Annotated in this window: 14 protein-coding genes and 1 pseudogene; 3 read left to right on the top strand and 12 right to left on the bottom strand. The window is 38.8% G+C overall.

Translation table 11 applies throughout. The annotated features are described in order from the left end of the window. Positions 1-7: 7 nt before the first annotated feature. The 6 genes from ACWYN3_RS40185 to ACWYN3_RS40160 form a co-directional block, all read right to left on the bottom strand. Entirely contained in the window at positions 8-967 is a 960-nt protein-coding gene (locus ACWYN3_RS40185) for an AAA family ATPase (protein ID WP_456219185.1), read from the bottom strand. After that, a complete protein-coding gene (locus ACWYN3_RS40180; protein WP_456219184.1) occupies positions 964-1,086 on the bottom strand; it encodes a hypothetical protein in 123 nt (40 codons plus the stop codon). The genes ACWYN3_RS40185 and ACWYN3_RS40180 overlap by 4 nt, the downstream gene beginning before the upstream one ends. Continuing rightward, positions 1,083-2,009, bottom strand: a complete 927-nt coding sequence (locus tag ACWYN3_RS40175) for an exonuclease SbcCD subunit D C-terminal domain-containing protein (RefSeq protein WP_456219183.1) — start codon at positions 2,007-2,009, stop codon at positions 1,083-1,085. The genes ACWYN3_RS40180 and ACWYN3_RS40175 overlap by 4 nt, the downstream gene beginning before the upstream one ends. Then, complete coding sequence (gene sbcD, locus ACWYN3_RS40170) at positions 1,957-2,313, bottom strand: exonuclease subunit SbcD (RefSeq protein WP_456219182.1); 357 nt, start codon at positions 2,311-2,313, stop codon at positions 1,957-1,959. The genes ACWYN3_RS40175 and sbcD overlap by 53 nt, the downstream gene beginning before the upstream one ends. Before the next feature lie 115 nt (positions 2,314-2,428). After that, positions 2,429-2,815: a hypothetical protein gene (locus ACWYN3_RS40165; RefSeq protein WP_456219181.1), complete on the bottom strand. Its 387-nt coding sequence runs from the start codon at positions 2,813-2,815 to the stop codon at positions 2,429-2,431. A gap of 204 nt (positions 2,816-3,019) precedes the next feature. Continuing rightward, positions 3,020-4,042 (bottom strand): PorP/SprF family type IX secretion system membrane protein, encoded by a 1,023-nt coding sequence (locus tag ACWYN3_RS40160; protein ID WP_456219180.1) that lies wholly within the window; start codon positions 4,040-4,042, stop codon positions 3,020-3,022. 212 nt (positions 4,043-4,254) lie between these two features. Between ACWYN3_RS40160 and ACWYN3_RS40155 the strand changes: the two genes are divergently transcribed. The 3 genes from ACWYN3_RS40155 (at position 4,255) to ACWYN3_RS40145 (ending at position 6,278) form a co-directional block, all read left to right on the top strand. Beyond that, positions 4,255-4,473, top strand: a complete 219-nt coding sequence (locus ACWYN3_RS40155) for a hypothetical protein (RefSeq protein WP_456219179.1) — start codon at positions 4,255-4,257, stop codon at positions 4,471-4,473. Between the two features lie 228 nt (positions 4,474-4,701). Beyond that, on the top strand, positions 4,702-5,898 hold the full coding sequence (locus ACWYN3_RS40150; RefSeq protein ID WP_456219178.1) for a hypothetical protein: 1,197 nt from the start codon (positions 4,702-4,704) through the stop codon (positions 5,896-5,898). A 56-nt stretch (positions 5,899-5,954) separates the two neighbouring features. After that, on the top strand, positions 5,955-6,278 hold the full coding sequence (locus ACWYN3_RS40145; protein WP_456219177.1) for a gliding motility-associated C-terminal domain-containing protein: 324 nt from the start codon (positions 5,955-5,957) through the stop codon (positions 6,276-6,278). A 208-nt stretch (positions 6,279-6,486) separates the two neighbouring features. On the opposite strand, the gene ACWYN3_RS40140 is transcribed toward ACWYN3_RS40145, so the two are convergent. The 6 genes and pseudogenes from ACWYN3_RS40140 to ACWYN3_RS40115 all read right to left on the bottom strand — a co-directional run bounded on the left by ACWYN3_RS40140 (position 6,487) and on the right by ACWYN3_RS40115 (position 13,886). Further along, a complete protein-coding gene (locus ACWYN3_RS40140) occupies positions 6,487-7,899 on the bottom strand; it encodes a TolC family protein (RefSeq protein ID WP_456219176.1) in 1,413 nt (470 codons plus the stop codon). Then, positions 7,886-11,088, bottom strand: a pseudogene (locus tag ACWYN3_RS40135) (efflux RND transporter permease subunit). Before ACWYN3_RS40135 ends, ACWYN3_RS40140 begins: the two are co-directional and overlap by 14 nt. Positions 11,089-11,099: 11 nt before the next feature. Next, positions 11,100-11,477 carry an efflux RND transporter periplasmic adaptor subunit gene (locus ACWYN3_RS40130; RefSeq protein WP_456219175.1) on the bottom strand — a complete coding sequence of 126 codons (378 nt, stop codon included), beginning with the start codon at positions 11,475-11,477 and terminating at the stop codon, positions 11,100-11,102. A 2-nt stretch (positions 11,478-11,479) separates the two neighbouring features. After that, a complete protein-coding gene (locus ACWYN3_RS40125) occupies positions 11,480-12,232 on the bottom strand; it encodes an efflux RND transporter periplasmic adaptor subunit (RefSeq protein ID WP_456219174.1) in 753 nt (250 codons plus the stop codon). Between the two features lie 195 nt (positions 12,233-12,427). Beyond that, positions 12,428-12,994: a TetR/AcrR family transcriptional regulator gene (locus tag ACWYN3_RS40120; RefSeq protein ID WP_456219173.1), complete on the bottom strand. Its 567-nt coding sequence runs from the start codon at positions 12,992-12,994 to the stop codon at positions 12,428-12,430. Positions 12,995-13,397: 403 nt separating this feature from the next. Next, positions 13,398-13,886 carry a DUF6702 family protein gene (locus ACWYN3_RS40115; protein ID WP_456219172.1) on the bottom strand — a complete coding sequence of 163 codons (489 nt, stop codon included), beginning with the start codon at positions 13,884-13,886 and terminating at the stop codon, positions 13,398-13,400. Positions 13,887-13,973: the final 87 nt, after the last annotated feature.

Raw genomic sequence — 13,973 nt, 5'->3', positions numbered from 1 at the left:
TCCTTCTTTACAACCACCTCAAAAAAAACGGCTCCGATTCCATTAAAGTCTTCTCCGTTTGCACAGATTTCTCTTCAGCTTCTTTCAAAGCAATTTTCACAATAGCTTCTTCATTAACCAATACAGGATGTTTTAGCTCTGCTTCCTGTAAATCAGTCTCGAATTTATGCTGTTGGTTTTCTATCAGATTTAACTCTGCCAGCGCGGGGCGATGAACCAAAGCGGCCAGATGTTTTTGAAGTTTTAAAAACCGGGGTTCATGCGAAGCGTAAAAAAGTTCATCAGCAGAAAGGTTCCGCTGCAGTTCCAATTTTCTGGCTTCCAGTTTCCCCAGGTTAGTAAGCCAGTCAATTTTGGCCCGTAATAAAGCCTCCTCTACCTTCATCTGGCTTTCCTGAGCAGAAAGATCAGCTAATTCAGTCTGAAAGGCTAAACGTTCTTCGGCAGCCAGCAAAACCACATGATCAAGCTGATTACGTAACTGATCCAATTTTGCCCGTTCTTCTTTTGCTTTTTCATAAGCATCAATAGAAATCTGCGAGTAAATACCTGTATCAGTGATCCTTTCCAGCAGTTCACTTCTTTCATTTTCATCCGCTTTCAAAAAACGGGTAAAATCGCCCTGCGATAAAATCACAGAACGTAAAAACTGGTTATAATCCAGACCGCATAACCTGACAATTTCGTCTCTCACTTCCTGTAAAGGATGCTCGATAATAATTGTACCACTAACAGCCTCGGCCAGTTCCATCCTTTGCGTTTGCAATTGACCTTCTGCTTTCCCGCGGCTGCGCCTGATAGACCATTTAGCCCGGTATAATTTATCTTTAACCTCGAATTCTACTTCTGCAAAAGATTCTCCCGTATGACGGGTCATAATCTCAAATACATCTTTAGTGTGACGGTGCACCCTTCCATATAAGGCTACCGTAATCGCATCGAGTATAGTTGTTTTTTTTTTCCTCACACAGTTGGCCCTGTAATAGCGAAGATTCCACTTTCAGTAAAAGGAGGCCGGTCAAAACGAATCTCATGCTGACCTTTCAGGGAGTTCAGGTTTAAAAATTTGATACTTATAATTTTCATGCCTTATCCTCTTTTTGCCCCATATATTCCATTACCTCATTAAAAGTTTGCAGTAGTTCTGCATGATCCTCATCCGGAAACTCTGCTTCACAACGTTTTAAAAACACTGTTTTAGGATCAAGATCTGTCAATGCCAAAGCTTCCTCAGTTTGTTCATCCAGATTTTGTACAGCTCTCGTTCTGAGCTGTCGGGGGAAAATCCTGTCTATAAAAGGCTTATTGACAATCAGCGTATTCAGCTGTTCTTCCAGATCAAAAATAAAGGTTTCAGTTTCTACCTGAACCTCTACCCATGCAGGGTACAGTGTTCCGGGATCTTCCAGTAAAACCAATTTGGTTTTCACCTTTTCAAAATCTCCTTTAATCCTGATTATTAGCTTACGATAACCAGGTACTTCAATTTCATTCAGGCTAATCATTTTTCCCGCTTCAAACTCCAGCACAATAACCTGTTTCCGATCGTCAGTTTCAGAAAAGCTCAAAGGAATAGGCGAACCTGAATAACGGATATGATCCATTTTATTAATTACCTGCGGACGATGAATATGACCTAGCGCAACATAATCGAATTCTTCCGGAAACTGATCTCCCGCAACCTGCCCCAGATTACCTACATGAATCTCCTTTTCACTATCCGAAGTACTTGATCCCGCAGCGAAAAGATGTCCCGTAGCAATTACCGGGATATGATTGGCTTTATACTCCCCTATATATTCTTTAAACCGATGATAATGATCACAAATTCCTTGTTTAATCCTGCTTTCCCTCTCCTCAGCGGTTTCCCCGGATACAGAAAGCCTGATATCGCGGTCACGCAAAAACGGAACAGCACAAACTACCAGTTCCAGCTCGCCCGAAGGGTTCTTTATTTCAAATAATCTGATCTGTAAATTCTTCGGGAACACCACCAATAATATGTACATTAAAGTACTTCAGCAGTGAAGAAGGGGCATTTAAAGTACTGATAGAATCGTGATTGCCCCCAATAATGATGACCTCTCTGCAATTCGTATCCTTTACTAGTCTTAAAAATCCGTAATACTGCTCAAAGGCCGCATTGGATGGACTTCCAGTATCAAAAATATCACCTGCAACAATTAAAACATCAATTTTTTCGGTCTGTAAGGTTAGTATCAGCCAGTTCAGAAAAGCCTGATGCTCGTCCGTACGCTCACTTTGTTCCAGTCTTTTTCCCAGGTGCCAGTCGGCTGTATGAAGAATTCTCATCGTTGCCTGCTAAATTAAGCAATTGCATAGACAATTGCTTAACTCAGACATGGCATATTCAATTAGTTTTGCGTATTTATTCCGTTTCCTGGTGCAGTAGAAATCAAACTATCTACTACAAAAAAACAGTTACCCCTCTCCATGGAAGCGGGCTGATATATTCCTTATAGTGCACTTCAATATTGGAACCTGCACTTTTATTCAGTTGTTCAGCAACTTTCTCATCCGTTACCGAAAACATAAATTCATTGGAAGCAATATTTCCAGGAGCCTGAGAACGAATTCCTGTCTGTATTAAACGGCCTTCGTTTGTTTTGAACATGTATCCTTTTTTCACAAAGTAATTCAGCTGACCAGCCTTCACCCCTTCACCGAAAACAAAAAAGTATCTGTAATAGCCAAACCCAGCTACAAATAAAACTATCAGCAAGATTAATATCGTCCAGAATTTCCCTTTAGACTTTTTTTGAGGGACACTAGATCCCGAATTTGTATTTTCCATAGAAGACGTTTTCCTTGTCGGCAATCAACAACTGTTCCAGAATCAGAATAAAGGCATTCAACTCATTCAGAATCAATCAAACACTACAAAATATAGCCATATCTATCGTTTTCAACCATTTATGAAATTCTACTGATTAGTAAATTCATTAGCAGATGTCCTAAAAATCAGGAAAACTAAATAGAATTTAAAATCGAGAATTGTTTACCACATTTTTTGAGGACAAAGAACCTTATATACATTGTTAAGAAGGACGCCAAGAACGATTTCATGGCTACCATTACTGACCTGATTGAGCTGTGAGGTTGTGAAATCGTAAGCGTATGTCAAATTGATCAGATGCCCCACATTAAATCCAACCATAGCAGTATAAGAATCATCTTTTCTCCCGCTTGCACCGATCCAAAATTTATCTTTAAATGCTGCTTTAACATTTATATCAACTGAGGCGGGTAGATCCTGCACATATTTAAGCATTAAGGAAGGTGTAACGCTGATATCTTCAGTCGCATCTAATTTATAACCTCCCGTTACGAAAAGATGGGGTACTTGTTTTCCAGTATTGTATCCCTCAGAACTAGTGAAATTTAATTTTTGGGGAATGATTTGCTGAATAGAAATGCCAGAAAAGAAACGAGCTCCATATATCCACAGACCCATAGAAAAGTCAGGTTTCGTTTGATTGGAAATCGTGTTTCTTAATGCAGGGTCCTGTGGAGTCTCAAATTGTAATGCATTTACATCCAGTCCAATATTTGTAATCCCTGCCGCAGCTCCAACAGATAAATTCAATCTATTGGATAATCTAAGATGATAGGCATAAGTGAGATTAAAAGCAAAGGTAGAAATCTGAGCCGCTTTGTCCATCACAGCAGTGAAGCCAACTCCGTGATGAGATGGGGAGGCTGTATAATTTTGTGTATAACTACGGCTCATGGGATTGTTTCCGTTTTCTTCAAAAGATAACGCATTCGCCCAAAGATATTGATCTCCCAATGCCCAATTGGCGGTTACAAATCCGGTTTTAGGTGCTCCCTCTAATCCGGCCCATTGATTACGGTGGCCCATTTTTATATCTATATAATTTTCCATACCGCTTAGAGCCGGATTTAATAGAAAATTATTAAAAATATATTGAGTGTATTGAGGCCTTTGCTGGCCAGAACAAAACGTAATGTTTAGAAATAATATTAAAAGTAAACCAAAGTATTTTTTCAGAGAGCGCATTAACAAATTCATTTACATGATCAAGGTGTAATCTACAAAAAAGTCTTTAAAGGCAGCGAATATTCCCATTATAATTAGCTTTAAAGGGATACTACATTTTAACCACAGTTAATATACACACCGTTATATTAAAAAAAGAAACCATATTGAGTATAATTATCTTTTACCAGTCTTATTTTAACTATATTAGTTATCAAATTCTACCTTTAGTTATGAATGCCCTTTTAACGTCTCTTTTCCTGGTATTTACCAGTGTATTCTGTTTTGCTGCTGTTCCTGATAATGACGACATTCAAAATGCCAGATTATTGGAAAATCTGAATGGATATTGTTCTGTTGACGGGTATTTTAATAATGTAAATGCAACCCCATCTGGAGTCCGCATACCATTGACCTGGCGTACAGAAGGCAAAGATGTCTGTCTGGTTTAATTTACAGCATTAAGAACTGATGTAAGTATCGGCATTACCGGGGGAAGCCCAAGTGGAAATCCCAATACACTGGAATCTCCACTTGTTGCCCTTTATACCTTAGAGAGTACTACAATTAGTGAAGTCTCAAGCCCGCTATCTGTCATCAATAATCTAACAACTACTTATAAAGGAGGATTAACAATTGGCCAGATTTATTATATCCGTGTAAGTGCAGAAAACAATAGCATGGGTACATTTAAGCTTTGTGTAAATAATTATAACCCGCCAACTAAGGCCGGCCAGGATTGTGCTACTGCATCTATACTTTGCAATAAAGAGACATTCACTGAACTCAATGTAAGTGGCGCAGGGTTAAAAAATCGCGAAGCCGTAGGTTCTTGTCTTGACGTAGAATCTAATACCACCTGGTACAAATGGACAGCTTCGCGTGCAGGGACATTAACTTTTACGATTACTCCGACTTCCATTAATGATGATATTGACTGGGCATTATATGATTTGGGAATCAACGGAGATTGTGATAAGATACTACCAGTAAACCTTTTGCGGTGCGCCGCCGGGAGCGGGGTAACCTGTTCTCCCCGTTATTATAAAACAGGTATAGATATGACGTCCATTGATCAATCTGAACAAGCAGGTTGTGTGAGTGGCGAGGATGGTTTTGTAAAATATATTGATATGGCTGAAGGCCATATCTATGCGCTGATTGTAAATAATTTCTCAAGCAACCTGAATGGCTTTACAATTGAATTTGGGGGTACCGGAGAATTTGAGGGACCCCAATCGAAGATTATCTTTAACCAGAATAATCCATGTACCACGGAGCAAAGCTATACCTTTACAAGTGATGTAAAGAACTATACTGGTTTAAAATGGAATTTTGGTGAGGGTGCCGATCTTGATCATGCAGTGCTGGATGGGACCTATACGGTTAGATACAGTACTCCCGGGAGAAAAGCAGTTACATTGGAGGTTACAGGGACTCATGGCTGTACGCTGGATGTGAAAACTTTTTCCGTAGGCTTAAAACCAGCAACACCAGTAATCTCTTTTAATAAGCAGGATTTCTGTCTTATGGAGACTTTGATACTTCAAGTTGATGCCATTAAGGATGCTACTTATCATTGGACAGGTCCAAATAACTTCAGTTCCGATCTTCGTGAAATTTCTATTCCACTGACTAATATTAACCAATCTGGCGACTATCATGTGGTCACCAGGTTATTTGATTGCGTGAGTGATATGAGTGTCATTACCATTTCGGTTGATGCATTACCAAAGGCCTCGTTTTCAGCAGACCCAGCTATTCCTGCAACCTATTCAAAACCTGCCAATTTCCGGTTCTTTAATCAGTCTGCTGAAGCAAGTACTTATTTATGGGAATTTGGCGATGGAAAAAAAAACTCAAGAAACCAATCCTGAGCATGTTTATACAGAACTAGGAAATTATACTGTTAAACTAACTGCATATACTAAAAATGGTTGTAATAAACTCAGCAATGATCAACAATCTGATTATTTCGGAGAAAAGTATCGTGCTAATTCCTAATTCCTTTTCTCCAAATGGAGATAATATAAATGATGAATTTAAAGTTTATATTTCAAATCTCAGAAACTTCAGTATCTCCATATTTAATAGATATGGAGCAAAAATATTCACTAGTAATACAATTTCCAACAGCTGGAACGGGACCTACAATGGAGCGATTGTTCCTCCAGGGGCCTATTTTTATTATATTAATGGTTTTGACATTCTTAATAAAGAATTTAAATACAAGGGTTCTATCACTTTAATCAAATAATACTATATCAGAAAATCGTCCAACTCAGCCTAATCTGCCCGATTGAATAGCTTTTGTCAAATCACTAATCCATGTTTAAATATAACTATGCTAACTGCCAATAACAAAAAAGGGATATACTAACCAAATAGCATATCCCTTTTAAATTCTAAACTAACCACCTACCAGGACCATCTAATCAGGAAAGCCTGTAATCAAAAATGGACGCTTACTTCCAGCCACCACCCAGAGCACGGTATAGCTCAACAACCGCATTCAATTGTGCAGTTTTCACAGTTGCTAAATCAAGTTCACTTTGCAATGCATTACTTTGTGCATTAATTACCTCTAAGTAATTAGCCATACCGCTTTTAAACAACATATTCGCATTGCTTAATCCACTTTGTACGGTCTTAACTCTTTTATCAGCGATTGTATACTGTTGTTTCAATTTCTCAATCTTAACCAGTTCATCAGATACCTCACCAACCGCAGTCAGTACCGAAGACCTGAACTGAATCACTGACTTCTCACGATCAACCAAAGCCACTTCATACTGAGTTTTCAACTGTCTGCGTTGAAATATCGGTTGAGTAATCCCCCCAGCTACCATTCCAAATAATGACCCTGGAATATTAAACCAGTTGCTCGCTTTAAACGAATTCAAACCACCATTTGCAGTAATCAAAAGCGAAGGATATAAACTTGCTTTTGCAATCCCAACTTTCGCATTCGCTTTAACCAGTTCAAGTTCCGCACTTTTAACGTCCGGTCTTAAGCTTAACATATTCGAAGGAATACCAGCACTCACCTGATCCTGAACGTTAATTGTATTTAAAGTTCCGATTCTCGCAATAGTTTTAGGGAAAGCACCGGTTAAAATACTCAATGCATTTTCTTCAAGCGCGATTCTTTGTTCTAATTGTGGTACTAAACCAGCAGCAACTAATTGCTGTGCTTCAGCCTGTTGAATTGCTAACGAAGTCACCTGACCAGCATCAAACTGTAATCTGATAATCGTCAATGTACTATCATTCAAAGACAAATTTTTCTTAGCGATTTCCAGCTGTGTATCCAGCATGATCAATCTATAAAAACTCTGTGCAATATTTGATACTAATCTCGTTTGAACAGCCTTTTTCACCTCAGCAGATTGCATAAAAGCTGCACCCGCTGCATTTCTCTGGTTAGCAATTTTGCGCCAGATATCAGCTTCCCAGCTCAATCCGCCAGATACACTATAGTCTTCAATATGTTTAACAGTTGAAAACTGCTCCATTTGTAATCCAGTCAGACTATTGTCCGAAGGGCGGCTTGTACTTCCGGTTACTTTAAGGTTCAATTCTGGTAAATTACCCAGTTTTGATTGTTTAAATAACAAAGCAGCAGCTTCCATATTTTTCAGGGCGATCTGCATATCGTAATTATTGATAATTGCGGTATCGATCAAACTCCTGATAGTTTGCTCCTTAAAAAAATCTTTATAAGGCAGCGCAGCAATACTCGCAGTATCGGTTGAAACATTGCCCCTGAATTTCTCAGGAGCAGCGTTCTTCGGTAAAGGAATATCTTTAGATACTTTACAAGCACCCAGAACGAGTACAAGTAAAAGAGCAGTATATATACTTTTATACGGTTTCATATTCATTGATATTAATAGGTTCTTCGTGTTCTTGTACATTAATTTCTTCAGGTTTACCAGTAACTTTTTTTCTGTGTAAAAACTGGAAGATTACGAATAACACAGGAATGATGAACAATCCAAGGATTACCCCTGTAATCATCCCACCCGCAGCACCAATACTAATCGAGTGGTTACCTAAAGCAGAAGGACCTGTAGCACGCATCATCGGGATCAGACCTACCACAAAAGCAAGGGAAGTCATTATAATCGGACGAAGTCTTAATTTTGCTGCTTCCAGTGCCGAAGAAACCAGGGTATTGCCTGCTCTTCTTCGCTGAACAGCAAACTCTACAATCAGAATCGCATTCTTGGCGAGTAGTCCGATCAGCATGACCAGTGCAACCTGTACATAAATGTTATTTTCAATTCCAGTTAAACCAATGGCTGCAAAAACACCAAATACACCAGTAGGAATAGATAAAATAACAGCTAAAGGCAGGATATAACTTTCATACTGCGCTGCTAACAGGAAGTATACAAAGACAAGACACAAACCAAAGATGACTACAGACTGACCACCAGAAGTAATCTCTTCTTTAGTCAGTCAAACCAGTGAACTCATAAGAGAATCCAGAAGGTAATTGCTGTGCAGCAACTTCTTCTACAGCCCTGATCGCGTCACCAGAACTATAACCAGGTTTAGCCATCGCGTTAATACCAATTGAATTAAACAGGTTATAACGGGATACTGTTTCCGGGCCATAAACCCTTTGTAATTTCACCAAAGTATTGATTGGCACATTTTCGCCGGATCTGTTTTTCACATAGACATTATCCATCGAAGATGGATCAGCACGGTCAGCAACATCTGCCTGAACCATTACCCTGTAGTACTTACCAAACCTGTTAAAATCAGAAGCCTGTGCACTACCAAAGTAAGCCTGCATAGTTGTTAAAACATCTCTTACAGATACACCTAACTGTTCAGCTTTAGCTTCATCCAATTGAAGTTCCAGCTGAGGATAATCCGCTCTGAAAGAAGTAAAGGCAACAGCAATTTCAGGACGTTTCATCAGCTCACCGATAAAGTTATAGGCAACGCCACTGAACTTACCAATTTTACCACCTGTTTTATCCTGCAGCACCATGTCCAGACCATCCACATTACTGAAACCAGGAACTGTAGGGAAAGTGAATACGAAGAAATTCGCTCCTTTAACACCTGCCAGTTTACCTCTGATCACGTTCATAATCGCATTGATATCTTTAACCTCTCCTCGTTCTTCAGTAGGTTTCAATAACACAAACATCGCACCAGCGGATGGACTGTTAGATTGCGTTAGCAAGTTAAAACCTGACAATACGTTAAACAGTTTTGTGAAAGCTAATGGTCTTAATAAAACCTCAGTTTCTTTCAATACCTGCGTACTTCTTTCCAATGAAGCACCAGCTGGCATTGACATTGAAATAGCAATGAAGCCCTGATCTTCTGAAGGAATAAATCCTGTAGGAGTTTTTTTCACCATCCATACAGTTGCAAGGATAACGATTAACAGTCCTGCAAGACCTACCCATTTAGTACGGATCAGGATCAGGAATTTCAGACTACCTACATATCTGTTGGTTAAAGATTCAAAACTAGTGTTAAAACCTTTAAAGAAACGTTGTTTAAAGCTAGTTGGAGCTTCAGTACCATGCTCCGCTGTATGCGTTTCTTTTAAGAAAAGCGCACATAATGCCGGACTTAATGTTAACGCATTTACAGCCGAAATTACAATCGCAATAGCCAGTGTAAAAGCAAACTGTCTATAGAAAACCCCTGTAGAACCTTCCATAAAACCAACAGGTAAGAACACCGCACTCATGACTAGCGTGATCGAAATAATCGCACCTGTAATCTCATGCATCGCCGCTGCTGTTGCTGGTTTTGGCCCCATTTTCTTATGCTCCATCTTCGCATGGACCGCCTCGACGACCACAATCGCATCATCGACCACAATACCGATGGCCAGTACCAGTGCAAATAAGGTTAGCAAGTTAATCGAGAAGCCAAAAAGCTTCATAAAGAAAAACGTTCCTAAAATCGCTACCGGAACAGCAATTGCCGGGATCAGTGTTGAACGGAAATCCTGTAAGAAGATGAATACAACAATAAACACCAGGATAAATGCTTCGATCAAAGTATGAATTACCTGATCAATAGACTGATCCAGAGAAGTCTTGGTACTATACACGACATCATAAGCTACGCCTTTAGGAAATTCCTTTTCGGCTTTTTTCATAAATTTCGTGATCGCAATCTGGATCTCATTCGCATTAGATCCACTCAGTTGCTGTACCGCAATGTTAAGACCTGCCTTACTGTCTACACGGGTTAAGTTTGAATAAGTATATGACCCTAATTCTACCCTTGCAACATCTTTAAGACGTAAAAATGAACCATCAGGATTAGAACGGATAATGATATTCTGATACTCTTCAGGCTTAGTTAATTTACCTTTATATTTCAGTACATACTCAAAAGCATTCTTACTGCTCTCTCCGAATTTACCCGGAGCAGCTTCTAAGTTTTTATCTTTAATAACCGCCATTACTTCGTTTGGCTTAAATTATAAGTTGCCATTTGTGCAGGATTTAACCATACACGCATCGAATAATCTCTGCTACCACCAAATATGTTTGCCTGACCAACACCTTGAATCCTTTTCAATTCAGGAATCAGGTTGATCTGTGCATAATTGGCTAAAAAGGTTTGATCATAGCTTTTCTCATTGTTGGTGTGCAAATCTAACACCATGATTAAGCTGTTTTGTTGTTTTGCAGTCGTTACCCCAGCCTGAATAACTTCAGCTGGCAACTGACTTGTAGCTTGTGCCACACGATTTTGTACGTTTACAGCCGCCTGATCGGGATCAGTACCCAGTTTGAAATAAACTGAGATCACTAACGAACCATCATTACTGGCTGTTGAGCTCATGTAACTCATATTTTCTACCCCGTTGATTGATTCTTCAAGGGAAGGAGCCACAGAACGTAATACAGTTTCGGCATTTGCACCGGGATAAAGCGCAGTTACCTGTACAGCAGGAGGCGCAATATCTGGAATTGCTGTAAGGGCAATTTAGTAAGTCCCAATACCCCCAATATCACCAATAGAATGGAAATAACAGTGGCTAAGACAGGTCTGTCTATAAATTTCTTAAACATGATATGTTAAATTATCTTAATGCAGTTTTAATAGGTTCTTCTTTTAGTTTTTCAGGTTTGATAACTTCACCTTCTTTCAGTTTATCAATACCATCAAAGACAATTTTATCTCCTGATTTCACACCTTCTTTAACCAGGTAATTCGTACCTGAAGTTGCAAGAACAGTAATCGGAGTTTTGCTTACTTTATTTCCGGCATCAACTGTGTAGACGAACATTTTATCCTGAACTTCTATAGTAGATGATTGCGGAACAAGGATAGCATCCGGGTGATTAAGGCTCAGTCTTAGTTTACCTGTATTACCAGATCTTAACAGACCCTGACCATTAGGAAAAGTAGCTCTTAAAGCAATTGAACCTGTTTGTTTATCAAACTGTCCATCAACCATGTCTATTTACCTTCTTGTGCGTAAACTGTACGATCTGCAAGAACTAAAGCAACACCTGGCAGTTTTTTCAGTCTTTCTGCAACTGTTTTACCAGGATAAGTAGCGTTGAAATTAATGAAATCATCCTCTCCTAAAGAGAAGTAAACATGAACTTCGTGTGCATCTGAGAGCTGAGTAAGCGGAGTTACATCTGCTGTACCTACTAAACTTCCTTGTTTTCTCGGTAATCTGCCTACATAACCTGTTACTGGTGCTTTTATCAAAGTATAACCCAGGTTAATATTTGCTGTTGCGACTCCTGCCTTTGCCTGTTCAACACTGGCTTGTGCAGATTGTAAAGTAGCTTTTGCACTTTTAAGCTGAAAATCAGATACTACTTTATTTTTCACCAGTGGTGTAAGTTTATCTACTTCAAGCTGTGCATTCAATACTGCTGCCTGCGCCGCATGCAATAAAGCTTTAGCGTTGTTCACCGCTTCCTTAAATGGAAGTTCATTAATTTTAAAAAGTGGTTGTCCTTTTTGGACAAGGGCGCCTTCGTTCACATAGATCTTATCCAATGAACCAGAAATTTGAGGGCGGATTTCCAAATCAACGGCTCCCTGGATGGAAGCTGGATATTCGGTAAAGGTGGTTTCTGAACTATTGTGTAAGGCAATAACCGGAAGGGATTGTATTACAGGAGCAGCTACCTGAACTTTATCGCTGGAACAGCCAATAAATAATGCGGCGAGAAGTAAAATTGAAATTTTCATAACGTTAATCTGTTGTTTAACTTGTTGAGGGATATAGGCAAAATGTATCATTTATTTAATATTGGGGTAATGCTTTTTTAATGTAAATAAGTTATTTAACACTGTTAAGTTGTGAGGCAAAAAAAAAAAACGAAATAGTCCGGACAGATTTCCTTCTTAGCGGTGAGCTAATTACGAATAAATAATCTAACAGTGTTAAGTATTCCATAAAAAAATTTTTAATCGTTTATTGTTTGTATAATTCCGTGAAATAGCATCTTTTAAAATATGCTGATTCATTTCGTCGTTAGTACCTCTTCTAAGGAGGTTAATAGAAATCAATCCATGTATAACAGACCAGAAAGTATAATACTTTCTACAAACTCTATCCTGACAGAGTCCGTCAACTTTCATTATTTCTATAATTGTATCGGTGATCAGTTTACGGGAAGCTTCTACTTCTGGTAAGGTTTGCTGCTGTTCACAACAGATCATATCAACACCGAACATAACCTGATACAAATGTGTATGTTCAAATGCAAAATCCCAGTAAGCGATCCACATGGCAGCCAGTTGTTTTTCCGGAGTATCATGTTTAGCTTTCGCATTTCTCAAATCTATTAATAGGAATAAGTTTCCTTTTCGCGTCAGTTCCAGCAGAATGCCTTCTTTATTCGCGAAATATTCATAAATAATTGGTGCAGTGTACTCAATTTTGTCTGCGATTTTGCGCATACTCAGAGCCTGCCAACCGTCTTCTTTGACGATCTCTAAAGGCAGCATCAAGAATATTAGCTCTTGTCTCTTCCTTAACTCTTTGAATTCTTTCTTTACTACCCATGGTAATCTTTGTACTGTGTAAATAATCTAACAGTGTTAAGCAAATGTATAACTAGTTTTAAAAATCTATATCAAAATATTGTCACAACTGTGAAAAAGGCCAAAATCAGTGTTTAAACGGCGATTTTTTGGACGACATAACTGATCCTTTGAAGAATCCGCCAAGTTAAGAGGAGAAATGGGTTAAGAAGTCTAAGGGATTTATGTTGGAAGGGGGTTGGAAGGGCGAATCGCCCTTCCAACCCCCTTCCAACATAAATCCCTTACAGATCACAACCAGCCCTATCTGTCACGTCCTATATTAGCTATACAGATTTGAAATTAATTGTAATTTGGTTATACTGTCTTACTCAAGATTAGACACAGATTTTTTATCAGGATAGGTCAGCTTAAAACTATGCCTGTTCCCTTTAAGCGTAAGATGAAAGATATTAGTCTGATCGTCGAAAAGATCATATAAAACAGTACTGGTCGTTTCCAGTTTAACAATACTCTTAATTTTTGCGGATTCAAGGTATACCACAACCGCTTCATTGTCCTTTTCAAAACCGATATAAGTAAGTGGCAATAATTTTCCATTGGCAGCCAGTTGTAAATGAGTTAAGAGATATTTATGAACAAACTGATCCATCTCTTTATGTTTTGCATCAGCAGAAAGATCTGCCTTAACCTTATATTTCTTACTCAGAACATCTTCAAAGTCATCCGTAAATATCCGGCAGCTCACTTCCATTGTGCTCTCCTTGAGATTATAGTTTAACTCTGTAGAGCTAAGATGTAAAGGGTGCTTCAGCATATTACCGGCATCAGCCGATGCATTAGAATTAAGAAACATCCCGATAACTACGTAACAAATTAATAGGGGTTGATGAAAGAAAGACAACATAGTACGCGTATAATTTTTGCTTTACAAAAAAACGGT

The sequence above is a fragment of the Pedobacter sp. NJ-S-72 genome, from assembly GCF_053890575.1.
The sequence above is the reverse complement of the archived record's forward strand: the minus strand, read 5'-3'. Positions and strand labels throughout refer to the sequence as shown.

Excerpts from the sequence above, each read along its gene's own strand:
- ACWYN3_RS40180 (WP_456219184.1), bottom strand. The coding sequence starts at position 1,086 with ATGAAAATTATAAGTATCAAATTTTTAAACCTGAACTCCCTGAAAGGT.
- ACWYN3_RS40150 (WP_456219178.1), top strand. The coding sequence starts at position 4,702 with ATGGGTACATTTAAGCTTTGTGTAAATAATTATAACCCGCCAACTAAG.
- ACWYN3_RS40155 (WP_456219179.1), top strand. The coding sequence starts at position 4,255 with ATGAATGCCCTTTTAACGTCTCTTTTCCTGGTATTTACCAGTGTATTC.
- ACWYN3_RS40140 (WP_456219176.1), bottom strand. The coding sequence starts at position 7,899 with ATGAAACCGTATAAAAGTATATATACTGCTCTTTTACTTGTACTCGTT.
- ACWYN3_RS40125 (WP_456219174.1), bottom strand. The coding sequence starts at position 12,232 with ATGAAAATTTCAATTTTACTTCTCGCCGCATTATTTATTGGCTGTTCC.
- ACWYN3_RS40120 (WP_456219173.1), bottom strand. The coding sequence starts at position 12,994 with ATGCTGCCTTTAGAGATCGTCAAAGAAGACGGTTGGCAGGCTCTGAGT.
- ACWYN3_RS40160 (WP_456219180.1), bottom strand. The coding sequence starts at position 4,042 with ATGCGCTCTCTGAAAAAATACTTTGGTTTACTTTTAATATTATTTCTA.
- ACWYN3_RS40130 (WP_456219175.1), bottom strand. The coding sequence starts at position 11,477 with ATGGTTGATGGACAGTTTGATAAACAAACAGGTTCAATTGCTTTAAGA.
- sbcD (WP_456219182.1), bottom strand. The coding sequence starts at position 2,313 with ATGAGAATTCTTCATACAGCCGACTGGCACCTGGGAAAAAGACTGGAA.
- ACWYN3_RS40165 (WP_456219181.1), bottom strand. The coding sequence starts at position 2,815 with ATGGAAAATACAAATTCGGGATCTAGTGTCCCTCAAAAAAAGTCTAAA.
- ACWYN3_RS40175 (WP_456219183.1), bottom strand. The coding sequence starts at position 2,009 with ATGTACATATTATTGGTGGTGTTCCCGAAGAATTTACAGATCAGATTA.
- ACWYN3_RS40145 (WP_456219177.1), top strand. The coding sequence starts at position 5,955 with ATGGTTGTAATAAACTCAGCAATGATCAACAATCTGATTATTTCGGAG.
- ACWYN3_RS40115 (WP_456219172.1), bottom strand. The coding sequence starts at position 13,886 with ATGTTTCTTAATTCTAATGCATCGGCTGATGCCGGTAATATGCTGAAG.